The organism is Micromonospora vinacea, from assembly GCF_015751785.1.
GTDB classification, from domain to species: Bacteria; Actinomycetota; Actinomycetes; order Mycobacteriales; family Micromonosporaceae; genus Micromonospora; species Micromonospora vinacea.
In genome coordinates this window covers 5,052,739-5,077,287 of the sequence record NZ_JADOTY010000001.1, presented here as the reverse complement: position 1 = coordinate 5,077,287, position 24,549 = coordinate 5,052,739, and the positions used below count along the sequence as shown (strand labels likewise).

General features: G+C 71.7%; 17 protein-coding genes and 1 pseudogene. 6 read left to right on the top strand and 12 right to left on the bottom strand.

Going from position 1 to position 24,549, the window contains the following annotated elements; translation table 11 throughout:
• Nucleotides 1-724: 724 nt before the first annotated feature.
• The gene (locus IW249_RS23745) at nt 725-1,516 is read left to right on the top strand and encodes an SDR family NAD(P)-dependent oxidoreductase (protein ID WP_196922782.1); all 792 of its coding nucleotides are present in this window, start codon (nt 725-727) and stop codon (nt 1,514-1,516) included.
• Nucleotides 1,517-1,668: 152 nt separating this feature from the next.
• On the opposite strand, the gene IW249_RS23740 is transcribed toward IW249_RS23745, so the two are convergent.
• Nucleotides 1,669-1,860 (bottom strand): hypothetical protein, encoded by a 192-nt coding sequence (locus tag IW249_RS23740; RefSeq protein ID WP_231392632.1) that lies wholly within the window; start codon nt 1,858-1,860, stop codon nt 1,669-1,671.
• A 193-nt stretch (nt 1,861-2,053) separates the two neighbouring features.
• Here IW249_RS23740 and IW249_RS23735 point away from each other — a divergent pair, with 193 nt between their 5' ends.
• Both IW249_RS23735 and IW249_RS23730 read left to right on the top strand, forming a co-directional pair.
• On the top strand, nt 2,054-2,794 hold the full coding sequence (locus tag IW249_RS23735; protein ID WP_196922781.1) for a uroporphyrinogen-III synthase: 741 nt from the start codon (nt 2,054-2,056) through the stop codon (nt 2,792-2,794).
• A gap of 143 nt (nt 2,795-2,937) precedes the next feature.
• Nucleotides 2,938-3,228, top strand: a pseudogene (locus tag IW249_RS23730) (transposase family protein); the annotation flags it as partial.
• A gap of 105 nt (nt 3,229-3,333) precedes the next feature.
• Here IW249_RS23730 and treZ read toward each other — a convergent pair.
• Genes treZ through glgX form a run of 3 tightly spaced genes read right to left on the bottom strand, consistent with a single transcriptional unit; the run spans nt 3,334 to nt 9,480 of the window.
• A complete protein-coding gene (gene treZ / locus IW249_RS23725) occupies nt 3,334-5,058 on the bottom strand; it encodes a malto-oligosyltrehalose trehalohydrolase (RefSeq protein WP_196922780.1) in 1,725 nt (574 codons plus the stop codon).
• Nucleotides 5,055-7,361, bottom strand: coding sequence for a malto-oligosyltrehalose synthase (gene treY, locus IW249_RS23720; RefSeq protein ID WP_196922779.1), 2,307 nt, complete (start codon nt 7,359-7,361; stop codon nt 5,055-5,057). Before treY ends, treZ begins: the two co-directional genes overlap by 4 nt.
• A gap of 1 nt (nt 7,362) precedes the next feature.
• Complete coding sequence (glgX, locus tag IW249_RS23715) at nt 7,363-9,480, bottom strand: glycogen debranching protein GlgX (protein WP_196922778.1); 2,118 nt, start codon at nt 9,478-9,480, stop codon at nt 7,363-7,365.
• A 315-nt stretch (nt 9,481-9,795) separates the two neighbouring features.
• On the opposite strand from glgX, the gene IW249_RS23710 reads away from it, so the two are divergent.
• Together IW249_RS23710 and IW249_RS23705 are read left to right on the top strand one after the other, a co-directional pair.
• Nucleotides 9,796-11,235: a glycosyltransferase family 4 protein gene (locus tag IW249_RS23710; protein WP_196922777.1), complete on the top strand. Its 1,440-nt coding sequence runs from the start codon at nt 9,796-9,798 to the stop codon at nt 11,233-11,235.
• Nucleotides 11,236-11,735: 500 nt separating this feature from the next.
• Nucleotides 11,736-12,380 (top strand): maleylpyruvate isomerase N-terminal domain-containing protein, encoded by a 645-nt coding sequence (locus tag IW249_RS23705; RefSeq protein ID WP_196922776.1) that lies wholly within the window; start codon nt 11,736-11,738, stop codon nt 12,378-12,380.
• 257 nt (nt 12,381-12,637) lie between these two features.
• On the opposite strand, the gene IW249_RS23700 is transcribed toward IW249_RS23705, so the two are convergent.
• The 4 genes from IW249_RS23700 to IW249_RS23685 all read right to left on the bottom strand — a co-directional run bounded on the left by IW249_RS23700 (nt 12,638) and on the right by IW249_RS23685 (nt 17,745).
• The gene (locus IW249_RS23700; RefSeq protein ID WP_091408199.1) at nt 12,638-13,921 is read right to left on the bottom strand and encodes a citrate synthase; all 1,284 of its coding nucleotides are present in this window, start codon (nt 13,919-13,921) and stop codon (nt 12,638-12,640) included.
• Between the two features lie 230 nt (nt 13,922-14,151).
• Nucleotides 14,152-16,155 (bottom strand): sulfatase-like hydrolase/transferase, encoded by a 2,004-nt coding sequence (locus tag IW249_RS23695; protein WP_196922775.1) that lies wholly within the window; start codon nt 16,153-16,155, stop codon nt 14,152-14,154.
• Entirely contained in the window at nt 16,148-17,578 is a 1,431-nt protein-coding gene (locus tag IW249_RS23690) for a class I SAM-dependent methyltransferase (protein WP_196922774.1), read from the bottom strand. Before IW249_RS23690 ends, IW249_RS23695 begins: the two co-directional genes overlap by 8 nt.
• 17 nt (nt 17,579-17,595) lie before the next feature.
• The gene (locus IW249_RS23685; protein WP_165947858.1) at nt 17,596-17,745 is read right to left on the bottom strand and encodes a hypothetical protein; all 150 of its coding nucleotides are present in this window, start codon (nt 17,743-17,745) and stop codon (nt 17,596-17,598) included.
• 201 nt (nt 17,746-17,946) lie between these two features.
• Between IW249_RS23685 and IW249_RS23680 the strand changes: the two genes are divergently transcribed.
• Complete coding sequence (locus IW249_RS23680) at nt 17,947-18,795, top strand: arginase family protein (RefSeq protein WP_231393961.1); 849 nt, start codon at nt 17,947-17,949, stop codon at nt 18,793-18,795.
• 12 nt (nt 18,796-18,807) lie between these two features.
• Here the strand turns inward: IW249_RS23680 and IW249_RS23675 are convergent, their stop codons facing one another.
• Genes IW249_RS23675 through IW249_RS23660 form a run of 4 tightly spaced genes read right to left on the bottom strand, consistent with a single transcriptional unit; the run spans nt 18,808 to nt 24,536 of the window.
• Complete coding sequence (locus IW249_RS23675) at nt 18,808-20,055, bottom strand: bifunctional glycosyltransferase family 2/GtrA family protein (protein WP_196922772.1); 1,248 nt, start codon at nt 20,053-20,055, stop codon at nt 18,808-18,810.
• Nucleotides 20,052-22,268, bottom strand: a complete 2,217-nt coding sequence (locus IW249_RS23670; RefSeq protein WP_196922771.1) for an ArnT family glycosyltransferase — start codon at nt 22,266-22,268, stop codon at nt 20,052-20,054. Before IW249_RS23670 ends, IW249_RS23675 begins: the two co-directional genes overlap by 4 nt.
• Before the next feature lie 44 nt (nt 22,269-22,312).
• On the bottom strand, nt 22,313-23,818 hold the full coding sequence (locus IW249_RS23665) for a sensor histidine kinase (protein WP_196922770.1): 1,506 nt from the start codon (nt 23,816-23,818) through the stop codon (nt 22,313-22,315).
• Nucleotides 23,796-24,536, bottom strand: coding sequence for a response regulator transcription factor (locus IW249_RS23660; protein ID WP_372433046.1), 741 nt, complete (start codon nt 24,534-24,536; stop codon nt 23,796-23,798). Before IW249_RS23660 ends, IW249_RS23665 begins: the two co-directional genes overlap by 23 nt.
• Between the last annotated feature and the right edge of the window lie 13 nt (nt 24,537-24,549).

The following is a 24,549-nucleotide window of genomic DNA, read 5'->3' as shown; positions in this document are numbered from 1 at the left end:
GCCGATGCGGCCGGCGAGCAGGCGCAACTCGTCGGGAATGGCTCGGCGCTAGGCACGCTGGGCCAAGGTCACCACGGCATCGCGGGCGAGGGGAGTGCACCATCACCCCTCCGGTCATCGGCCAGCACAACACAGCCTGATCCAGCGACGAGCCGCCCGCGCAATCCTCGTACCCTCGCTCGCCTTCCGCTTCTAGCCGCGATCCGCGCGCATCCCCCTCCACGCGATTCGACATCAACGTCACACCGCCACGAATCGCCGGTCCCGGGCAGAGGCGCGTAACGCCGGGGCTACCGAGATGGTTGCCGCTGCCGCCAGGATCGGGTCGCCGCCGGCAGCGGCCAGTCGCCCGGGTGGCGCCCAGCGATGAACGATCCGGCCAAACCGCCGTCGTTCACAACGGCACCGACCCACAATTTGGAGTGCGGAGGCGGTATCCGCAGCCGCCGTGCGGAGCGCCCGGTTGCGGGTGGGTCAACACCACGGCTCGGTACGGCAGACCCAGGAACCCCCGAGGCGGGACTTTCGTCGCAGTCAGATCAATCGGCCGTGGCCGCACGTACCAACGGTCCGACCACACCAGCGTCAGCCACTGACGCCGTGCTCATCAGATGCTCATCAGATGCTCATCGGTCTGCGGCAAGGTCGAGAGGAACGCCTGCCGACGTTGGGCAGGTGCACCGTTCTGGCACCAGTCGGCGACCACTCACTAGGAGAACAGCACGTGGACCTGCAGCTCAGCGGCAAGACCGCATTCATCAGCGGATCCAGTCAAGGCATCGGTTACGCAACCGCGAAGGCCCTGGCCGGCGAGGGTGTCAACGTGGTCCTCAACGGCCGCGACCCGGAAAAGCTGGCCGAGGCTGTCGACGTGTTGCGTCGGGAGACGCCCCGCGTATCCGTCACTGGTATCCAAGCCGACTTCTCCGTTGCCGATGACGTCGACAGGCTGTGCGACGAACTGCCCACCGTTGACATTCTCATCAACAACGTCGGGCTCTTTGAGCTCAAACCTTTCGACCTCATTTCCGACGAGGACTGGCGGCTCTACTTCGAGGTGAACGTGCTCAGCGGGGTCCGGCTTGCGCGGCACCTCATGCCGGCAATGCTCGATCGGGGGTGGGGCCGGATCGTGTTCGTGAGCAGCGAGTCGGGCGTCAACATTCCCGCCGACATGCTTCACTACGGCACGTCCAAGACGGCGATGCTCGCAGTGGGCAACGGCCTGGCGAAGCTTACGAAGGGCACTGCGGTGACCGTCAACTCGGTGCTGGGCGGCCCCACATATTCCGCCGGCGTCGCCGAAACGGTCAGGTCGCTGGCTGATGCTCAATCCCTCCTCGAGGACGACCTGAAAGTGGCGATCATCGGCGCCAACCAGACCTCCCTACTGGGACGCTTCATCGAACCAGATGAGATCGCAAACACCGTGACCTTCCTCGCCAGTCCCGCCGCATCGGCAATCAACGGATCGGCGGTACGCGTCGATGGAGGTGTGCTGACAACGATTCTGTGAGTCCGCGGGGCGGCGAAGCTGCTTCCGTCGCCGGTCGAGCAGGACCCGGGCTGCGGTCCTGACCGCGATGCCGGGCACCGGGGTCAGGACCGCGCATCATGACGCTTCGGCGTAGCCACGCACCATCGTCCTGCGCCGGAGCAGCCGGCCAGTCAGCGGGTGAGGCCGACCAACGTCGCCAGTCGCGCCACGCCGGCCGGCGCCGGCTGCGCGCGAGCAACCTCGGCGATCACGGTACGCGCCAACGGCCGGCACCGAACCTCAGCCGGCGCGACACTGTCTGCGTCCACCAGGGCGCGGGCAGCCCCGCGCAGGTCACCAACCTGGAGGTACGCCCGCGCCACGTCAACGAGATACGCGCGAGGATGGCCTGTTTCTCGGCGGGGATGGCGGGGCGAAGGTCTGTGTCGTGCCATTGATCGCGATGGTCGCCGAGCCCAGCGGCCGCGGCTGCTTGACAACGTTGCGGATCGCCAGCTGAGTCGGCAACCGAGACCTCGCCGCCGACGCTGGTGACTCTCTGCAAGGATGGTGGCCGTGGTGAGCTTCCACGCCCGGTACGTGTCCGGTGATCCCGACGACGTATGGCGCAACCTGCGCGGTCTTGGCCTACGGGTCTTCGACGCCCCGTACCGCGAGGACGCCGAGGCGGTGGCGCGCGAGTTCGCCGACCGTGCCCGCAGGAACGTCGAGACGCTCGTTGAGCGGCTGCAGGCGCGGGGCTTCCGTGCGGAGGAGAACGACGACGAGGGGACGCCGTGTCGCGCCCACGTTCCCCCGTCGCCGGGCGCGCCCGCGCTGGCCGACTGGCTGGAGGTGACGTTCGCGCCGTTCCCGATGACGATCAGCGCGTGGATCCGGCAGGTGGGCGATGTGTGGCTCGTCGGGGAATTGCCGGGTTGGCCGGCCAGCGTGCTCGCGGACCCGTTGGTGGTGCAGCTCGAGTGGGCCGAGCGGGGCGGCTCGCGCTCCTACTACGAGGCCGAGCAGGCCGCGTACCTCAGGGACACCGCGCGCCGGGACGCCGGCATCCCGTTCCAGCTCGACTACGCGCCCGACGAGCTCCACAAGGCGAACATCAGCGGCGACGCGCCCTACGGCATCGACCTGCCCGGCCCCGGAATCGACGGGAAGGTGGGGCCCGCGATCTGGTTCGTCGACGATCTCAACACTGCGTTCGCGGCCGGCGGCTTTCCCGGTGCGTTGTGGGACGAGGGCTACCAGGAGCCGCCCGCCGGATTGCGTGAGTCGCTCGCCGCGGGGCTGCTGCGGCTCTGAGGCCGCCAGACGGCTGGCCGGTCAGACCCAGTTGACTCATTTCGGTTAGTGCGTGAAAACAGCCCCACCTGCAGGCATCACCGCAGACGGAGCCCGCCACGTGGTACGCGAACCTGGCTTCCTTCTACGCCGCCGCTGCGGCCCTCGCGGCCGGTTTCGAGGTCGGCGTCGCCACCGCTTGGCGCGACGCCCAAGAGGCGGTAGCCCTGCTCAACTCGCCAACCGACGACCTGGACACCCCGATGCGGCGCATCCGGCTGCTGGCGCGCGGTGCTGGACAGGACGCTGATTTCGATCGACCGGATCACGAGCAGAAGCCGTACTACAGCAGCAAGCACACACGCCACGGCGTGAACGTGCAGGTCATCGCGGACGCAGCCGGCCGGCTCGTGCGGGCATCACCGGCACTGCCCGGTTCGGAAAACGACCTGACGAATCATGCGCATCCTGTTCCGCAGATCGGTCAAGCCGTGGCGACTGCTTCGGCGCTGGATGGTGCCCTGGTACACGACACGGGTGTTTCTGAGGTCGCACCTTGGTCAGAGCGCCACGATCGCCGCAGTCTCCGCCGGCAACTGGATCCGGTCCCGCATGACCGTGACCCCCTCCCCCGTAGCCAGCAACACCCGTCGAACCACCCCAGGCAGCGAAATCCCCTGCCCCCGCCCCGCAAGGTTGGCGACAACAAGCGTGTCCCCCCGCCGCATCACCAGGAACTGGTCCCCATGCTGCACAGAGACAGCGTTCAACCGAGGATCCGAAAGATCAGGAAGAGACCGACGCAGGGCGATCAACCGCTGGTAGAACGCCAACATCTCCCGATGCTCAGGCTTGTCCAGCTCCGCCCAGTCCAACCGCGACCGCACGAACGTCTCCGGGTCCTGCGGATCCGGCACGTCCCCCTCCGGCCACCCGTGCGCAGCGAACTCCCGCCGCCGCCCGGTCCGCACCGCAGCTGCCAACTCCGGCTCGGGGTGCGAGGTGAAGAACTGCCAGGGCGTTGAGGCAGCCCACTCCTCCCCCATGAACAGCATGGGAGTGAACGGCGCCGTCATCAGCAGCACGGCCCCGACCCGCAGCAGCGAGGGCGACAGCGAGGCGGAGATCCGATCCCCGGTGGCCCGGTTACCGATCTGGTCGTGGTTCTGCAGGTAGGCCACGAACCGGTGCCCCGGCACCCGAGGATCGACCGGCCGCCCGTGGTGCCGGTTGCGGAAGCTGGACCAGGTGCCGGCGTGGAAGAACCCGCCGGTCAGCACGTCCGACAGCGTTTCCAGGGAGCCGAAGTCCCCGTAGTACCCCTGCCGCTCCCCCGTCAGCAACGTGTGGAGCGCGTGGTGCGCGTCGTCGTTCCACTGGGCGTGCAGCCCGAACCCACCCGCCTCGCGCGGCGTGATGAGCCGCGGGTCGTTGAGGTCCGATTCGGCGATGAGCGACAGCGGCCGCCCCAGGTGCGTCGACAACGATTCGACGGAAACAGCCAGCTCTTCCAAGATGGGCACCGCCCGCGAGTCGCGCAGCGCGTGCACGGCATCCAACCGCAGCCCGTCGACGTGGTAGTCGCGCAGCCACATGAGCACGCTGTCGATGATGTAGCGGCGTACCTCGTCGGAGTGCGGGCCGTCCAGGTTGATCGAGCGGCCCCAACTGTTGCTCTGCTCGGCGAGGTAGGGCCCGAACCGCGGCGCGTAGGCCCCGGAGGGCCCGAAATGGTTGTAGACAACGTCGAGGATCACCCCCAACCCCTTGGCATGGGCGGCGTCGACGAACCGTTTCAGGCCGTCGGGGCCGCCGTAGGGCTCGTGTGGGGCGTACCAGCAGACGCCGTCGTACCCCCAGTTGTGTTCGCCGTTGAAGGCGTTGACCGGGAGCAGCTCGATCAGGTCGACGCCCAGGGAGACGAGGTGGTCGAGGCGGTCGATGGCCGCGTCGAAGGTGCCTTCCGGGGTGAAGGTGCCGATGTGCAGCTCGTAGAGGATGCTGCCGGGCAGTTGCCGGCCGGTCCACAGGCTGTCGGACCACGCGAATTCGGCGTGGTCGTAGCGGCGGCTGGGCCCGTGCACTCCCGCAGGCTGCCACGGTGACCGGGGGTCGGGCAGTGGGGTTTCGTCGTCGTTCAGCAGAAAGGAGTAGTCGGGGCCGGCGTCGGGCACCTCGACCCGCCACCAGCCGTCGGCGGCGGCGCGCATCTCGTGGTCGGTGTCGCCGGCCAGGCGCAGCCGCACCCGCTCGGCGTCCGGTGCCCAGACGGAGAATTCGGTCATGAAACGGCCTCCTCGGCAACGGTGAGAGGAGCCAGCAGAGCCACGGGATAGTCGGCCAGAAGGTCGTCCAGTGGGGTCTCCCCGCCACTGTAGACCCGGCCGGTGAACAGGTCCTTCACCTCGTGAACGGGAAGTGACAGGGCTGTGTCACACCACCCACCGGCGCGGGCCAGGCCCAGGGGCAGCCGGGTCGCCACGGCGATCACGCCGCCCCGGTCGAAGGCCACCACGTGCCGGCCCACCGGCCCGTGCGCGGGCACCGGCCGGTAGGTGGTGAACAGCTCCGGGTGCGCCCGCCGCAGCCGCAGGGTCCGCGACACGACGAGCAGCTTCGCCGCTCCGTCGGTGTCGACCGGGGGACGCCAGCCGCCGTCGATGCGTGCCAGCAGCTCTCGGCGTACGTCGAAGTCGACCGGGCGGCGGTTGTCCGGGTCGACGAGGGAGTTGTCCCACAGCTCGGTGCCCTGGTAGGTGTCCGGCACCCCGGGCATGGTGAGCTGGATGAGCTTCTGCCCGAGCGAGTTGCACCAGCCGGCCGGGGTGATCGCGGCGGCGAGTTCGGTCAGCTCGTCGTGCAGGCTCGGGTCGTCGTACATCCGGTCGACAACGGCGTGCACTGCCTGCTCGAAGGCCGGGTCGGGGTTCGCCCAACTGGTCGAGGCCCCGGCCTCCCGGGCGGCCTTCTCGACGTACGCGTGCAGCCGTTCCCGTTCGATCGGCCACGCGCCGACGGCGGTCTGCCAGAGCAGGTGGGCGAAGGCCGGGTCGGGCAGCGGCGCGTACTCCATCCAGGCCTTGACCTGCTCGGCCCAGCGGCCCGGCAGTTCGCTGAGCACCGCGAGCCGGGCGCGGACGTCCTCGCTGCGTTTCGTGTCGTGGGTGGAGAGGCTGGTCATGCTGGCGGGCCAGCGGACCTGGTGGGCAGAGGCGAAGCGGTGGAACTCCGCCGGCGGCACCCCGAAGTGGGCGGGGCTGCCGCCGACCTCGTTGAGCGCCACGAACCGGGTCCAGCGGTAGAACGCGGTGTCCTCCACGCCCTTGGCCATCACCGCGCCGGTGAGCTGCGGGAACCGTTGGGCCAGCTCGTCGGAGGGGTCGCGCAGTCGACGGGTGACAGCGTCCAGGGCACCGGCCAGGTCGGGGCGGCGGCGGCCGGCCTCGGAGCGGGCGGCGGCGAGGTACCGGGCGCCGTGCGGCGGGTAGCCCCGGTAGACCGGGAACGCGGCGGCCAGTTCGGCGAGCGCCGCGCCAGCCTGCTCGGTGGGCACCTCGGGGGCGAGGGCGGCCAACCGGGTGAGCTCGGCGGCGAGCAGTTGGGTGGCGGCGGCCAGTTTCGTGGCGTGGGTCAGGTCCTCCCAGGAGGTGTGCCGCCCGGTGAGGCGGTTGTCCAGCGCGGTGAAGTCGCCCTCGGCGTCGGTGTCGACGAAGAGCCCGCTGACCGCGGCCAGGGCGTCGTATCCGGTGGTGCCGTCCACCGGCCAGTCCGGCAGCTCCTCGCCGTACTCCAGGATCTTCTCCACCACGAGCCAGGCGTCGGGCGCGGCGGCCCGCAACCGGGCCAGGTAGCCGGCCGGGTCGCGCAGGCCGTCCGGGTGGTCGACGCGGATGCCGTCGACCTCCCCGGCGGCCGCCCAGCGCAGGATCAGCTCGTGGGTGGCGGCGAAGACCGCCGGGTCCTCCACGCGCAGACCCGCCAGGCCCGCGATGGCGAAGAATCGGCGGTACGTCAGCTCGGCGTCACCGCGCCGCCAGGAGACCAGCTCGTAGTGTTGCCTGTCGTGCACCTCTCGGGCGCTGCCGTCGCCGGTGCCGTCGGCGACCGGGAAGCGGTGCTCGTGGTAGCGCAGCTCCCCGTCGACCACCTTGAGGTCGTCGAGGGCGGCGGGGTCGTCGGCCAGCACCGGCAGCAGCAGCCGGCCCCGGTCCCAGTCGATGTCGAACCAGTCGGCGTACGTCGAGTCGCGCCCCCGGCGCAGCACGTCCCACCAGGCGGGGTTGGCGGCGGGGACGGCGACCCCGGCGTGGTTGGGCACGATGTCGACGACCAGGCCGAGGTGCTTGTCGCGTAGCGCTGCCAGCAGCCGCTGCCGGGCGGCCTCCCCGCCCAGCTCCGGGTTGACGGCCCGGTGGTCGACCACGTCGTAGCCGTGCTGGGAGCCGGGGGTGGCGGTCAGCAGCGGGGCGCTGTAGAGGTGGCTGACGCCGAGGTCGTCCAGGTAGTCGACGATCGCGGCGGTGGCGTCCAGGTCGAAGCCTGGGCGGACCTGGATCCGGTAGGTGGCCTTGGGAGGGGTGGCCGGCATGTCAGATCGTCCTCTCCAGCACGACGAGGGAACGGTCCGGCACCCGGATGGTGCCGCCCGCGCTGATCACCGTGGCGTCGCCGGGCTCGGGTTGGGCCGTGCTGATCACCCGTTCCCACTTCTGGCCGTACTCGCTGCCGGGCATGGTGAAGTCCAAGGGCGCGTCGTGGGCGTTGAAGCAGAGCAGGAACGACGCGTCGTGGTGCTTCTGGCCGTACTGGCCGCGCTCGCGGATGCCCTCGCCGTTGACGAAGAGCGCCACCGAGCGGCCGAAGTCGTTGCCCCAGTCCTCGCCGGTCATCTCCCGCCCGTCGGGGGTGTACCAGGCCAGGTCGGGCAGCGGCTCGTCGATGCCGCGCCCGTTCACCGGCAACCCGGTGAAGAACCGGCGACGGCGGAACACCTGGTGACGTTTGCGGAACGCGGTGAGCGTGCGGACGAAGTCCAGCAGCTGTTCGTCGGCGTTGTCCCAGTCGACCCAGGCCAGCTCGCTGTCCTGGCAGTAGACGTTGTTGTTGCCGTGCTGGGTGCGGCCCAGCTCGTCACCGTGGCCGATCATCGGCACGCCCTGCGACAGCATCAGGGTGGCCAGGAAGTTGCGCCGCTGCTTGGCCCGCAGGGCGAGGACCGCCTCGTCGTCGGTGTCGCCCTCGACGCCGCAGTTCCAGGACCGGTTGTGGCTCTCGCCGTCGCGGTTCTCCTCGCCGTTGGCCTCGTTGTGCTTGTCGTTGTACGACACCAGGTCGTTGAGGGTGAACCCGTCGTGCACGGTGACGAAGTTGATGCTGTGGAACGGCCGGCGGCCGTCGTCCTGGTAGAGGTCGGCGGAGCCGGAGATCCGGGACGCGAACTCGGCCAGGGTGGCCGGCTCGCCGCGCCAGAAGTCCCGCACGGTGTCGCGGTACTTGCCGTTCCACTCCGTCCACAGTGGCGGGAAGTTACCCACCTGGTAGCCGCCGGGGCCGACGTCCCACGGCTCGGCGATGAGCTTCACCCGGCTGACCACCGGATCCTGCTGCACCACCTCGAAGAAGGTGGAGAGCCGGTCCACCTCGTAGAACTCCCGGGCCAGGGTGGCCGCCAGGTCGAACCGGAAGCCGTCGACGTGCATCTCGGTCACCCAGTAACGCAACGAATCCATGATCAGTTGCAGCGAGTGCGGGCTGCGCACGTTGAGGCTGTTGCCGGTGCCCGTGTAGTCGACGAAGTAGCGGGGGTCCTCCTCGCTGAGCCGGTAGTAGCTCGGGGCGTCCACACCCTTGAAGCTCAGCGTCGGGCCGAGGTGGTTGCCCTCGGCGGTGTGGTTGTAGACCACGTCGAGGATGACCTCGATGCCGGCCGCGTGCAGCGCCTTCACCATGCCCCGGAACTCCTGCACCTGCTGGCCGAGCCGGCCCAACGCGGAGTAGCCGTGGTGCGGGGCAAAGAAGCCGATGGTGTTGTAACCCCAGTAGTTGCGAAGCCCCAGGTCGACGAGCCGGTTGTCGTGGATGAACTGGTGCACCGGCATCAGCTCGATCGCCGTCACCCCGAGCCGGGTCAGGTAGTCGATCATCGGCGGGGAGGCGATGCCCGCGTACGTGCCGCGCAGCTCCTCCGGGATGTCCGGGTGGCGCATGGTCAGCCCGCGCACGTGCGCCTCGTAGATCACCGAGTGGTGGTAAGGAGTGCGCGGCGGCTTGTCGTTGCCCCAGTCGAAGTACGGGTTGACCACCACCGACTTCGGCATGAACGGCGCCGAGTCGGCCTCCGACATCCGCTCCGGCTCGTCCAGGTCGTAGTCGTAGACCGCCGGGTCCCACTCCACGTCACCGTCGATGGCCTTGGCGTACGGGTCGATCAGCAGCTTGTGCGGGTTGCAGCGCAGCCCGTTCGCCTGGTCGTACGGGCCGTACACCCGGTAGCCGTAGCGCTGGCCCGGCTCGATGCCCGGCAGGTACGCGTGCCACACGTACGCGTCGACCTCGCGCAGCTCGACGCGGCGCTCCGCGCCGGTGTCCCACTCGTCGAAGAGGCACAGCTCGATCCGCTCGGCCACCTCGGAGAAGATGGCGAAGTTGGTGCCCATCCCGTCGTAGGTGGCGCCCAGGGGATACCGCTCGCCCGGCCAGACCTGCATGTCGCTCCTTAGACCATGGTTATGTGCGCACCGGCCGAGATCGCCCGCGCGCACGCAGGTAGTGCCCCCGGCCCGGGCGCGCCAATCCATCCTTTCAGGCGGTGGGCGGAAACCACCTGTCTGATGCGCGCTACACCCATCGGGTGTCCTCCGTCACGATGACCCTTTTCGAGGTGCGTTCTTGGGTCCGATGCACTTTCCTTGACCGGGGACAAGCGTTCGCGCGTGCCCGCCAGGCCCTCGGCCACCCCTTACACCTCTCGCTCCGCCGCCACTGACGCCGGCGCGTACCACCATGCATGGACGGAGATTGATGTGACGACCCTGCGGGTCGACGAGCAGCTCGCTGCCACCAAGGACCGGGCCCACCGGCCCACAGTGACCTCCCGGCCCCCGGCGCAGCCCGGTCCCGCCGCGCAGCCCGGCACGCCCGTGCCGGCGCAGCCCGGCCCCGGGGTGCCCCCGCAGACCCGCCGCATCCTCATGCTGTCCTGGGAGTACCCGCCGGTGCTCGTCGGCGGTCTCGGCCGACACGTGCACGCCCTCTCCGTAGCCCTCGCCGCCGCCGGCCACGAGGTCACCGTCGTCACCCGCCACACCGACGGCGCACCCCTCGAGGAATACGCCGACGGCGTACGCATCCTGCGCGCCCCCGAAGACCCGGTCACCTTCCCCCTCGCCACCAACTCCCTGCTGGCCTGGACCATGGCCTTCAACCACACCCTCACCCGCACCGCCCTGCGCGCCACCCAGGCCGGCTCCTACGACGTCATCCACGCCCACGACTGGCTCGTCGCGCACACCGCGATGACGGTGCGCGACCACCTGGACATCCCGCTGGTCAGCACCATCCACGCCACCGAGGCCGGGCGGCACCAGGGCTGGCTGCCGGAGGAGATGAACCGCACCATCCACGGCGTCGAGCAGTGGCTCAGCAGCGAGTCCAACCGGGTGATCGTCTGCTCCGGGTACATGCGCGACGAGGTGAACGCCCTGTTCGGCGTACCGGCTGGGCGGGTCGACGTGGTCGCCAACGGCGTGGAGCCGCACCGCTGGCGGGTGCCCGCCCGTGCCGTGGCCGCCGCCCGCGCCCGCTTCGCCGGAAACGGCCCGCTGGTCACCTTCGCCGGCCGCCTGGTCTACGAGAAGGGCGTCCAGCACCTGATCGCCGCGCTCCCCCGGCTGCGCGAGCGGCACCCCGGGCTGCGTGCCGTGATCGCCGGCGACGGGCCGTACCGCGCCGAGTTGGAGGCCGAGGTGCACCGCCGCGGCCTGGGCGGCATGGTCACCATGCCGGGCTTCCTCGGTGGCACCGACCTGCCGGCGCTGATGGCCGCGTCCGACTGCTTCGCCGTGCCGAGCATCTACGAGCCGTTCGGCATGGTCGCCCTGGAGGGCGCCGCGGCCGGCGCTCCCCTCGCCGTCGCCGCGACCGGTGGCCTCGCCGAGATCGTCGAACCGGGCGTCGCCGGGATGACCTTCCGCCCGCACGACCCGGACAGCCTGACCGACGCCGTGGACGCCCTGCTGTCGGACCCCGACCGCGCCCGCGTCATGGCCCGCCGAGCTCGCCGGCTGGTCCACGACCAGTACGGCTGGGCCGCCATCGCCCACCGCACCGCCGCCAGCTACGCCGCCGCCATCCACCACGACGCCGCGTTCACCGCCGAGCGCGCCGAGCAGCGGATGTCCCAGGGCCGCGCCCTCCCGGCGCTCCCCGAGGGCAACCTCCTCGCCGCCGCCGGCCTGCGCTGACCTTCGTCGTCCAGGCCCGACTCCGGCTTGGGCTCGGGCTGACCTCGGACCCGGCTCGGACTGGCCTCGGGCTCGGGCTGACCTCGGGCTCGGGCTGGCCTCAGGCTCGGGCTGGCCTCAGGCTCGGACTGGCCTCAGGCTCGGACTGGCCTCGGGCTCGGGCTGGCCTCGGGCTCGGGCTGGCCTCGGGCTCGGACCCGGGCAGGGTTGATCGACTCGGTTTTCTTGAAGTCGGGTTGTCCCGGTGCCGGGGACCCCGCGACTTCCGGAAAGCCGAGTCGATCATGCCGTGACGAGTGTGCCGGGCAGGTCCGCGCCGGAACGCCGGAGCGCCGGAGCGCCGGAGCGCCGGAGCGCCGGGCGAGTAGCGCGCCGCCGAGCCGCCCAGTGTCAAGCCGTCAGGCCAGGGCCCGCAACTCGCCGCCAAGCAGCCCAGTTTCAAGCCGTCAGGCCGGGGCCGCAGCTCGGCGGCTGCCGGCCGGGGCTGTCAGAATGTGCGAATGTCTCGCCCTGTCGACGCCCTGGATGCCAGCTTTCCGGTCGCCGCCTCGATCGCGCTGGACCTGATCCGACGCTCCGAGGTGACCGAGCGGTGGTCAGACCCGAGTGCGCTGCCGCACCTGTCCGTTGGTGGTCTGGCGTGCCACCTGGGACGTCAGGCGGTCCGCGCGGCGGAGCTACTGCCGATGCCGACCGACCTGCCGGTGTTGGAGGCGGCCGACAACCATTACGAGCGGGCCGCCTGGGTCTCCGAGGGGTCCCCGGACAAGAACACTGTCGCCTCCGGCTCCGACGAGGCCGACGCCGCACGCGGGGCGGCCGACCTGCACGCCCGGTCCGCCCGGGCGGTGGAGGAGGTCGGCGACCTGCTCTCCCGGGGTGCCGCCCGTGAGGTCGTGCCGATCCCGTGGCAGGGCTGGGCGCTGCGGCGCGGTGACTTCCTGCTCACCCGTCAGCTGGAGATCGTGGTCCACTCCGACGACCTCGCGGTGAGCATCGGCGTACCCACGCCGGAGTTCCCGGCGGACGTCTTCGAGCCCGTCCGCGACCTGCTGGTCCGACTGGCCGTGCGCCGCCGTGGCCAGTCCGCACTGATCAGCGCGCTCAGCCGCAGCGAGCGGGCCCAGGACATCTCCGCCTTCTGACCGCCCGCCCGGTCGTCGATCACCCGCCGCCGCCCGTGATCGACTCGGTTTCCTGAAAGTCGGGGTGTTCCGGCCCGTGATCGACTCGGCTTCCTGAAAATCGGGGTGTCCAAGCGCGAAGAACACCGCGCCTTCAAGGAACCCGAGTCGATCATGCCGGGCCGGGGCGGGCCGGGCCGGGGCGGATCGGACTGCGGGAACGCGGCAGGCCGCCGACCCGGAGGGGTCGACGGCCTGCTGGTGAGGCGAGGAGCGGGTCAGCGCTCGCCGAAGGGGACGTAGTCCCGCTCGGCGGAGCCGACGTAGACCTGCCGCGGACGGCCGATCTTGGTCTCCGGGTCGCTGATCATCTCGCGCCACTGGGCGATCCAGCCGGGGAGCCGGCCAAGCGCGAAGAGCACAGTGAACATCTTGGTCGGGAAACCCATGGCCTTGTAGATCAGGCCGGTGTAGAAGTCCACGTTCGGGTAGAGCCGACGGGAGACGAAGAAGTCGTCGGCGAGGGCGATCTCCTCCAGCTCCATGGCGATGTCCAGCAGCGGGTCCGGCTTGGCCATCCGGCCCAGCACGTCCTGCGCGGCCTTCTTGACGATCGCCGCCCGCGGGTCGTAGTTCTTGTAGACCCGGTGGCCGAAGCCCATCAGCTTGACGCCGTCCTGCTTGTCCTTCACCTTGCGGACGAAGGACCGGACGTCGCCGTCGCCGGCGTGGATCTGCTGGAGCATCTCCAGCACCGCCTGGTTCGCGCCGCCGTGCAGCGGGCCGAACAACGCGTTCACGCCGGCCGAGACCGAGGCGAACAGGTTGGCGTTGCTGGAACCGACCAGGCGGACGGTCGACGTGGAGCAGTTCTGCTCGTGGTCGGCGTGCAGGACGAACAGCATGTCCAGCACCTTCGACATCACCGGGTCGACCTCGTACGGCTCCGCCGGCACGCCGAACGTCATCCGCAGCAGGTTGTCCACGTACCCCAGCGAGTTGTCCGGGTACAGCAGCGGCTGACCGATGGACTTCTTGTAGGCGTACGAGGCGATGGTGGGGACCTTCGCCATCAGCCGGACCGTGGAGATCTCCACGTGCTCGGAGTCGAACGGGTCCAGGCTGTCCTGGTAGAAGGTGGACAGGGCGCTCACCGCGGACGAGAGCACCGCCATCGGGTGGGCGTCCCGGGGGAAGCCGTCGAAGAAGCGGCGCATCTCCTCGTGCAGCAGCGAGTGCCGCCGAATCCACTCGGTGAACTCGGTCAGCTGCTGCTCCGTCGGCAGCTCACCGTAGATGAGCAGGTAGGAGACCTCCAGGAAGGAGGACTTCTCGGCCAACTGCTCGATCGGGTACCCCCGGTAACGCAGGATCCCCGCGTCGCCGTCGATGTAGGTGATCGCGGATGAGGCAGCGGCGGTGTTGACGAAACCGGGGTCGTACGTGGTCATCCCGGTTTCCTTCAGCAGCTTGCTCACCCCGATACCGGCGGGGCCCTCGACCGCAGGATGCACCGGCATCGACAGCTGCCCACCGGGGTGATCGAGCTTGACTTCCGTCATGTGGTTCCTCGCTTCGCCGGCAGATCTACGTTGAATTGCCTTCGCTTCTACCGTAATTGCGGCCCGGGGGACAACGCCCGCCGTGGTTCGGCGGTGAGGTATGCGTCACCCGATTCCCGACCGGGCGGCCGGGAAACCCGGCATCCCGCCAGACGGGACCGGACCGGACCGACCCCGGGACCGGACCGGACCAACCCGGAAGCCAGACCGGAGCGAACCCGGAAACCTTGTCACGACAGGGCGAGGCGTCGCAGCGTACCGTCCGTCGCGACCTGGAAGACGTCGAGCTGGTTGGTGCCGGCGTGGAACAGCTTGTCGTCGGCGAGCAGCGCGGCGAACCGACGTCCGCCCGGGTCGGCGGGCACCACCGGGACGACGGCCCCGATGCGGCCGTTGACGGCCACCGCGAGGAGGGTGCCGTCCGGGATCCGGTCCGGGACGTCGCCCCAGACGAGCGCCGGGAGGGTGCCGGTGTCCGGGTCGGTGGCGGTGAACGCGGCCAGGTCGGCGACCCGGGCGCTGCCGGCGGCAGGGCCGGCGCGTACCTCGGTGCCGACCAGGGGGTGCGGTGTCGGCTGGGGTGGCGGGGTGGGTACGCCACCGGGGAAGGTGACCGGTTCGCCGGGGCGGTCGTAGAAGTGCTTCGTACCGTCGGTGCGGGGGGCCTGCCGGGCGGAGCGCCCGTCGACCCGCCAGGGCAACCGGATGCCGGCCTCGTCGGCCACTGTCGGCAGCAGGTCGACGTGTTCCCAGTTGCGGTCGTCCACCCGGCCGGTCTGCTGCCGGGGTTCCTTGACGAACGTCGGCACCCAGGCGACCTCGCCGGCGGCGGCCTTGATGGCGTCCATGCCCCGGCCCTGGGCGCCGGGGCGGAAGCTGACCCCGTGGTCGGCGGTCACCACGACGAGCGCCTGGTCGTAGAGGCCGTTGGCGCGCAGCGTCCGCAGCGTCTCGCCGATCAGCCGGTCGGTGTAGCCGAGCTGGGCGAGGTGCCGCTGCCGGGCCAGGTCGACCCACCCGGCGCCGTCGTTGGGCAGGTCCTCCGGGGCGTCGTAGCGCGCCCCGGACGGCAGGTACGCCCACGGTGAGTGCGGCATCAGCAGGTGCAGGAAGTGCAGGGTGGGCCGGGTCGTCGGCTTCAGCCCGGCGAGGAAACTGGTGAACCGGGCCGGTTGGTTGTCGTCCAGGCTGTCCCAGCGGAACTTCGGGTCGGCCGGCACCGGTTCGGCGGCGTCCAGGCCGGCCTCGGCCCGGGTCTGCTCGCGGTAGGAGTCTTCCGGGTCGACGGCGCTCTCCGTCGGCCCGGCGACCCGGCCGAGCAACTTGCCCGTCTCGCGGACCAGCACGCCGAGGCCCTGTTCCGGGGTGACCGGCTGCTCGCAGCGACTCGGTGGGCAGAGCCGGGTGATGCTCTCCTCGGCGCGAATGTCGTACAGGCCGCCGAAGGCGGTGAAGATGTTGTCCGGGTACTGCGAGTAGTGCGGGGCGACCGGCTTGGCCGGGTAGCGGCCGGTGAGCATCGCCGGCAGCGCGTTGGGCGTCCACCCGCTGACGCCGGTGGAGTTGCGGTACCAGGTGGATCCGCCGGCCAGCTCGGCGAAGTGCGGGTACCGCGCGGCGTCGACCTTCCCGTCCGCGCCGAGCAGGCTGACCAGTGGCAGCTCGTCGAGGATCAGCATGACCACCGGCGGGTGCACGGCCGAGCCCTGCGCGGTGCCGGCCGCGCCGCCGTCGCCGCGCGGCAGGACCACCGCCGAGGTGGGTGAGGCGAGCACGAAGAGCGCCACGAAGGCCACCGGGCCGGCGGCGGCCAGGCGCAGCACCCGGCCCGGCGCCCGCCACCGCCGGTGTGCGGCCGCGCCGGCGGCTCCGGCGAGGGCGGCCACCAGCAGCAGCGGTACGCCCCGAAGTGGCGTCACGTGTCGGCCCACCTGCACGGCGAGGGCGGCGACCAACAGCCCGACCAGCGCGGTGTGGGTGATGGCGCGGGCGGTCCGGCCGGCCAGTCGGCTGAGTGCGGCCGGCAGCGCCACCGCGACTGTGGGGATCACCGTCACCAGGGCGACGAGCAGCAGGATCTGGGCCGGGTCGGCGCTGTGGAAGAGGAAGAAGTCGGGGCTGCGGCCGAGCACGTCCAGCAGCGGCTGGGTGACCACGAAACCGACCAGCGCGACGATCTCCAGCAGCCGACCCAGCTCGCCTCGCCAGCCCTGGTCCCACAGCGGTTCAGCCACCCATCACCGTCCGGTAGAGCGTGCGGGTGCCGGAGGGCAGTTCCAGCCGGTCGGTGATCCGCCCCCGGGCGGCGAGCAACGTCTCGAAGGTGTCGCGTCGGTAGTCCGGGAAGAGACCGGCGGGCTTGTTGGCCAGCAGCCGGGTCGCCATCGGGTCCTCCGGGTGGACGAACTCCACCACCACCGCGCCGCCCGGCGCGGTGAGCCCGGCCAGCCAGTCGATGACCTCCGGCAGTGGCACGTTGCGTCCGATCGCCAGGTGGTGCACCACGGCCAGGGCGAGCACCACGTCGGCGGACGCTCGCTCGGCGAAACCGGCCCGCTCGACGCCGCGCCAGCCGCCTCCTGGCGAGGGATCGGCGAGGTCCAGCACCAGCGGGAGGATGCGGCGCTGCCCCTCGGCGCGCAGCTGTCGGTACAGCTCGTCGACGACCGTCGGGTCCTGCTCGACGGCGACCACGTAGTCGGCGTGCCCGGCCGCCAGCCGGGAGTACCGGCCGTCGTTAGCGCCGAGGTCGAGCACCAGGCGCGGGCGGGTGCCGGCGGCCACCGCGGCGGCCACGAACTGTTCCTTCGCCACCCGGTCGCGGGCCGAGTAGCCGCAGGTGCGTTGGTAGTCCGACCAGTGGCTCCCGGGCGGGCGGCGGTCCAGCTTGCGGACCAGTTTCTCGATGCCGCGTACGGTGGCGAGCAGCAACTCCCGGGAGAAGCCGGCGGCGCGCAGTTGGTCGCGGACCTCGGTGGTGCTGGCGGCGGAGTTGCGTTGCTGCATGGCCCCGTGCAGGTGCAGGTGGGTCAGCACGCCGGGGCGCAGCCGGCGGGCCCCGTGGAACAGCGGCCGCAGCTCGTCGGCCTCGATGCCGTCGACCCGGGCGCGCAGCCACGGTTGGAAGTCGACGCCCAGGTGGGCGGTGAGCATCAGCGGGTAGAGCACCGTCTGGCAGAACTGCCGGTAGCCGGCCCACGGTTCGCCGTCGCGGACCGGCTCGAAGGAGCCGATGTCGATGAAGACCGGCTCGGCGCCGCGCCACTGGAGGTTGTAGGCCGAGCCGTCCTTGGTGGTGAAACCCTCGCCGAGTGCGGCGTTCAGGATCTCCAGGTGCAGCAGGGCGGCGTCGCGCAGCATGCTGAACGACCACTCGTACGGGTGGGAGACGAACGGGATGCGTTCGTGGCGCAGCACGGCGGCCCACGGCGTCCCGGTCGCGGCGGGCACCAGGGTCGGCGGGGCGTCCTCGGTGGCGCAGACCTTGCGTGCGGCGACGAGCGCCGGGAAGAACGTGCTGCCGGTCAGTGCACGCCAGTGCTCGGCGGCCTGCGTGTCCAGCCCGCGCAGCACCTCGTCGCCGACGTGGAAGACCCGGTTGGCCGGGTCGCGGAAGGAGGCCGGCTCGGGCCGTACCTCGGTGGGTGAGATCGCCATCGTCGGAACTGGCCCGCTCAGCGCTGGTCGGTGGGTTGCCGGCGGAACCGGTCGACCAGCCGTCGCCAGTAGAGCTTCGCGGCGACCGCGGCGCCAGCCACCCCACCGACGACCGCCTGCACGATCAGGCTGCCGGACCCCGCGTCCAGGTAGGCCAGATGTTCCACCGATCGCTCCTTGCCCTCGCCGCCTCGACACCGGCGTCCCAGGCGTACACCAATGAGGCTTTTAACCCAGAAAGCCGGACTTGTCCATCACCGTACGCCGGTCCCTGTCGCCGTCGCGGGCACATCGGCGCACTCCCAGCCTCACCACAGAATGTGGCCGGGACCGGCCGATCCCGCCGGTACGCTGCGGACGTGCGCTGGATGATCGTGGACGCGCCGCTGGACTCCTCCGGCGCCGGGCGCGGCGAGGAGCGGGCCCCGGCCGCGCTGCGCCGGGCCGGCCTGCGCGAGGCCCTGGCCGCCGACGACGACGGGCGGATCGACGAGGCGCGGTTGCGCGACCCGAACCGCGACCCGGCCAGCGGTGTGATCGGCGCGGCCGGCCTGGTCCGGGCCGGCGGCGCCATCGCCGCGCGGATCGGCGCGCTGATCGCGGACGGCCACCGACCACTGGTACTCGGCGGCGACTGCGCGATCCTGCCCGGCATCTGCCGGGCCCTGCCCCCGGCGACCGACCTGTGGTTCGTCGACGCCCACCCGGACTTCCTCGACGGCACGACCTCGCCGACCGGTGAGGCCGCCGACATGGACCTCTCGGTGGTCACCGGGCACGGCCCCACCACCGCCGTCGGCCCCGACGGCACGCTGATCGAGCCGAACCGCGTCCACCTGCTCGGGCACCGCCCGCCCACCGACGAGAGCAGCCGGGTCGAGGCAGCCCGGATCGACCCGGCGATCCACCAGGTCAACGCCGCCGAATTGCTGCACCGGGGCGCGGCGACGGTCGGAGCAGGGCTTGCCGACGACGGCGACGGACCGACCTGGCTGCACCTCGACCTGGACGTGGTGGACCCGCGCGACCTGCCCGCGGTGACCTACCCCGAGCCGGACGGGCCACGCTGGGCCGACCTGATCGCGCTGGTCACGCCGCTGGCCCGCGCCGACCGGCTGCTCGGGATGAGCGTGACCGACCTGAACCCCGACGAGGACCCCGACGGGCGGCACACCCGCCGCGTCGTCGAGGTCCTCACCGAGATGCTGAGCGGCTGACCGGCCGGTGCCTCAGGTGCGGCGGTGGTGCATGCCCAGGCGCAGCAGCACGAACCGCAGCACTGTGGCGGCCAGGTTCGCGACCACCAGCACGGCCAGCTCCACCGGCCGGGCCGGCACGGCCGAGACGGTGTGCAGCGCGGCCAACGCGCCACTTGTCAACGCCAGGCCTAGGGCGAAGGCCAGCAACCCCTGCGCGTGATGCCGGGCGGCGTGCCGGCGTCCGCTGATGCCGAACGTCAGCCGCCGGTTCGCGGCCGTGTTCGCCAGCGCTGTCACCAACAACGCCAGCAGGTTCGCCGGCTGCGCGCCGAGCAGGCCCCGGGTGGCCACGAACAGCAGCAGGTACGCGAGCGTGCTCGCCACGCCGACCGCCGCGAACCGGACCAGCTGCCGGGGCAACCCGACCGGCACCTGCCCCGGCAGCGCCGGGCCGCGCCGGGCACGCGGCCCGGTCAGCGGCGCCCGGCCAAGCTGGGCGCGCAGGTCGGCCAGGGGCAGCGCGCCGGTCAGCAGCGCCCGGCCCAGCCGGCCCACGCCACGCAGGTCGGCCAGGGCGGTGGCGACGATGTCCACACGGCTGTCCGGGTCGTCGACCCAGTCCACCGGCACCTCATGGATCCGCAGCCCGGCCCGCTGGGCCAGCACCAGCAGCTCGGTGTCGAAGAACCAGCCGGTGTCCCGCACCAACGGCAGCAACTCGGCGGCCACGTCGGCGCGGATCGCCTTGAACCCGCACTGCGCGTCGGAGAACCGTGCCGCCAACGCGCCGCGCAGCAGCAGGTTGTAGGCGCGGGAGATGACCTCCCGCTTGGCGCCGCGCACCACCCGGGAGGTACGCGCCAGCCGGGTGCCGATCGCCAGGTCGGAGTGGCCGGAGATGAGCGGCGCGACCAGCGGCAACAGCGCTGCCAGGTCGGTGGAGAGGTCCACGTCCATGTACGCCAGCACCGGCGCTGACGACGCCGACCAGGCGGCGGAGAGCGCCCTCCCCCGCCCCTTGGCGTCCAGGTGCAGCACCTCGACGCCGGGCAGCTCGCCGGCGAGGCCGTCGGCCACCTTCAGGGTGTCGTCGACACTGGCGTTGTCGGCGATGGTGATCTGGAACGGGTACGGGAAGTGCGTGCTCAGGTGGGCGTGCAGTCGCCGTACGCACGGCCCGAGATCGACCTCCTCGTTGTAGACCGGGATCACCACGTCCAGCACGGCGGCGGTGGGTCGGGCCTGGATGGCGGCCCGTGGTCCGCCCAGCGCGGTCATGACGCCTCCGTGCCGGCACTGAGGTCATAGACGGTGACCCCGTCGACGGTCTGCGCCGTGAACGTCTCCGCCACCCAGGCGGCGATCTCCTGGGACGCCGAGCTGCCGCCGTTGGCCCGGAAGCCACCACCACCGACGAAGTAGTGGATCTTCCCGTCGGCCACGTACCGCTGGAACTGCGTGAGCGTCGGTGACGGGTCACTGCTGTTGAACCCGCCGATCGGCATCACCGGTTCGCCGGTGGCGAGCTGGTAACCGGACGCGTTGTTCGAGCCGATGGTCGCCGCCACCCAGGTGTAGTCGGCACTGTCGCGCTCCAACAGCTCGCGCAGTGCGGCGCTGGGCTCGCGGGCGTCGAGCAGCCCACCCATTCCCCCACCGGCCGTGCGCCCCTGGCCGCCGGGGACCTGGCCGCCGCCCGGGACACCGGGCACGCCGTTGCGGCCGCCGCCGGGGAAACCTGGCCCCTGACCGCCGTTGCGGCCCCCACCGTTCTGGCCGCCGTCGTTCTGGCCGCCGCCGGGGAGTTGGCCGCCGTCCGGGAAGCCTCCCGGGAACTGGCCGCCGCCGGGGAGTTGACCGCCGGTCGGCAGTTCCATGCCGCCGGGCGGTCGTCCGCCGGGGAAGCCGCCCCGGCCGAACCCGCCCGCCACGAACGGGCCGGCGCTCGGGATCGACCCGGTGTGCGGGGTGGCGGCGGTCTGCACCGCGTACGCCACCTGGCCGGCGAGGGCCACCGCCGCGCCGAGGCCCAGCACCACCGGCACCAACCGGCGGGGCAGCCGGGTGACCAGCAGCAGCAGCGCCGCACCGACCAGGCCGGCGACGAGCACAGTGGTCCGCAGCCACGGGTACCAGTCGGGGCTGCGCCCGAGCAGCACCCACGCCCACCAGACGGTGACCGCGAGCGTGCCGGCGAGCGTCGCCGTGGCGGCGAGTGGACGCCACCGCTGCCAGCGTGTGCCGGCACCTTCCGCGGACGCGGGCAGCAGTCGGCGTTGCCGCCAGAGCAGCGTCACGCCGATGCCGACGAGCGCGCCGATCGCCGGTGCGAGCGCCACCGTGTAGTAGGCGTGGAAGATCCCGGACATGAAGCTGAAGATCAGGGCGGTGACCAGCAGCCAGCCGCCCCACAGCAGCAGCCCGGCCCGGGTGCGGTCGGTGCGGGCCGCTCTTCCGACCAGCAGCAGGCCGACCACCAGCAGGATCAGTGCGGCCGGCAGCAGCCAGGAGACCTGACCACCGATCTCGCCGCCGAACATCCGCAGCACGCCGCTCTGCCCGGAGAACGGGCCACCGCCGCCACCCGGCCGCGCGCCACCGCCGCCGACGCTGCCGACCTCCTCGCCGGTGATCCGGCCGAGACCGTTGTAGCCGAGGGTCAGCTCCAGGATGCTGTTGCCCTGCGAACCGCCGATGTACGGGCGGGCGCTGGCCGGCACCAGCTCGACCAGTGCCACCCACCAGCCGGCGGAGACCACCACCGCCAACCCGGCCAGCAGCAGTTGCCGGACCCGCCGCCACAGCCCGGTCGGCGCGGCCAGCAGGTAGACGCCGGCGAAGACCGGCACCACCAGGAACGCCTGCAACATCTTGGTGAGGAAGCCGAACCCGACCAGCACACCGACCAGCACGATCCATCGGGTGCTGGCCGTCTCCAGCGCGCGCACTGTGGCGTACGCCCCGGCGACCAGCAGCAGGACCAGGAGCGCGTCGGGGTTGTTGAACCGGAACATCAGCGTCGCCACCGGGGTGACAGCGAGGACCGCGCCGGCGATCAGACCGGCGGCCGGCCCGTACCAGCGCTTCACCGTCGCGTGCAGCACGCCGACCGAGGCGACCCCGCAGAGCGCCTGCGGCACGAGCATCGCCCAGCTGTTCAGCCCGAAGACACGCACGGACAGTGCCATCAGCCACAGCGACGCGGGTGTCTTGTCGACGGTGATGGAGTTCGCGGCGTCCGACGAACCGTAGAGGAATGCCTTCCAGCTCACCGAGCCGGCCTGCACGGCCGCCGCGTAGAACGAGTTCGCCCAGCCCGACGCGCCCAGGCCCCACAGGTAGAGCAGGCCGGTGGCGAGCAGCAGGATCACCAGCGCGGGCCGGGCCCAGGCCGGCGAGCGGCGCGTCGGCGGTGAGTGCTCGTCGGGGCGGGAGGCTGGCGGCGGCTCGGGTGCGGCGGGTGCCGTCGGCAGGGTCTCTGTTCTGTCCATGCGGCCAGCCTCGGGGGCGGGGCTGGCGCGACCCCGTGCGCCGACTATGCGTCAGCTGTGGGATTGGGCAGCCGGACGGTGAACAGTGTCCGACCTGGACGGCTCTGCACCTCGACAGTGCCGTGGTGGGCCTCCACCACGGCCGCGACGATGGCGAGGCCGAGGCCGGTGCTGCCGTGCGCGCGGGACCGGGAGCTGTCGCCCCGGGCGAACCGCTCGAACATCTCCGGTTGCAGCTCCACCGGCACCCCGGGCCCGTCGTCGGCGACGGTGAGCACGGCGCTGGCGGCGTCGACGGCCAGCGTGGTGGTGACAGTGCTGCCGGGCGGGGTGTGCACCCGGGCGTTGGTGAGCAGGTTCGCCACCACCTGGTGCAGTCGGGCGGCATCGCCGGGCACCCGGATCGCCACCTCGGGCAGTTCGAGCTGCCAGCGGTGCTCGGGTCCGGCGACGTGCGCGTCGCTGACCGCGTCCACCACCAGGGCGGTCAGGTCCACCGGTTCGACAGCGAGCGGCCGACCGGTGTCGAGGCGTGCCAGCAGCAGCAAATCGTCGACGAGGCTGGTCATCCGGGTGCTCTCCGACTCCACCCGGCGCAGCGCGTGCGCCACGTCGGCGGGAACCTCGTCACGGCCACGCCGAGCCACCTCGGCGTAGCCGCGGATCGCCGCGAGAGGCGTCCGCAACTCGTGGCTGGCGTCGGCGACGAACTGGCGTACCCGGGTCTCGCTGGCCTGCCGAGCGGAGAGCGCGTCGGCGACGTGGCCCAGCATCCGGTTCAGCGCCGCGCCGACCTGACCGACCTCGGTGCGCGGGTCGGTGTCGGCGGCCGGGACCCGGACGGCGAGCGCCACCTCCCCCCGGTCCAGGGGCAGTTCGGTGACCCGGGTGGCGGTGGCGGCCACCCGGTTGAGCGGTCGCAGGGTCGCCCGCACGATGAGCGCGCCGGCGGCTCCGGCGATGACCAGCCCGACGGCGGCCACCCCGGCCTGCGCGGCGACCAGTGCCCAGACGGTCTCCTGGACGCCGGAGAGGGGGACCGCGACGACGCGTACCCGGCCGTCCCAGTACTGCCGGGCCACGGCCCGGTAGTCACCGCGATCGCCGAGGTCGACGGTGCGCGGTCTGGCGTCGACCGGCAGGTCCGCCAGCACGGCGACCTCCCCCACCGGGACGGACTGCTCGTCGGGGAACGGATCGGCGCTGGAGACGCTCCTGGTCAGGGTCCGGGCGCTTGTCACGCGGCCGTCGGTGATCTCGGCGACCACCGCGCCGGACGGCAACCCGGGCGGGATGCCCGGTCCGTTGCCGGGGAAGGCCGGCCGTCCCGGCCGGTCGCCCCGCATGGCCGTCGCGGGGGCCAACTGGGCGTCGAGCCGGTCGATCAGGAACTGCCGCAGCGCCACGGTGGTCAGGCCACCGATGGCGACGCTGACCAACGCCAGCAGCGCGAGCAGGGCGAACACCAGTCGGGTACGCAGGGAGCGCCCGGCCAGCCACCCACGGACGGCCCGCAGCGGGCGGCGGCTACTCGGCGGGTTTGAGGACATAGCCCGCGCCGCGCAACGTGTGGATCATCGGCGCCCGGCCGGCGTCGATCTTCTTGCGCAGGTACGAGATGTACAGCTCCACCACGTTGGCCTGGCCACCGAAGTCGTAGTTCCACACCCGGTCGAGGATCTGCGCCTTGCTGAGCACCCGGCGCGGGTTGCGCATCAGGTAGCGCAGCAGCTCGAACTCGGTCGCGGTGAGGGTGACCAGTTGGCCGGCCCGGCGGACCTCGTGGCTGTCCTCGTCGAGGCTGAGGTCACCGACGGTCAGCACCGCCTCCTCCCGGGCGGCGATCGCCAGCCCGGAGCGGCGCAGCAGCGCGCGAAGACGGGCGATCACCTCTTCCAGGCTGAACGGTTTGGTGACGTAGTCGTCGCCGCCGACGGTCAACCCGGCGATGCGTTCCTCGACCGCGTCGCGGGCGGTCAGGAAGAGCACCGGCACTGTGGGGGCGTGCTCGCGCAGCCGGCGCAGCACCTGGAAGCCGTCCAGGTCGGGCAGCATCACGTCGAGCACCACGGCGTCCGGCTGGAACTGTCGGGCGGTGCTCAACGCCGCCATGCCGTTGCCGGCGGTGCGGACCTGCCAGCCCTCGTAGCGCAGGGCCATCGACAGCAGGTCGGTGAGCGTGGGTTCGTCGTCGACCACCAGCACCCGGACGGGTTCGCCGTCGGGGCGACGCAGCTCGATCCGGCTCGGCGCGGCCTGCCCGTTCATGACCATGCGCCCC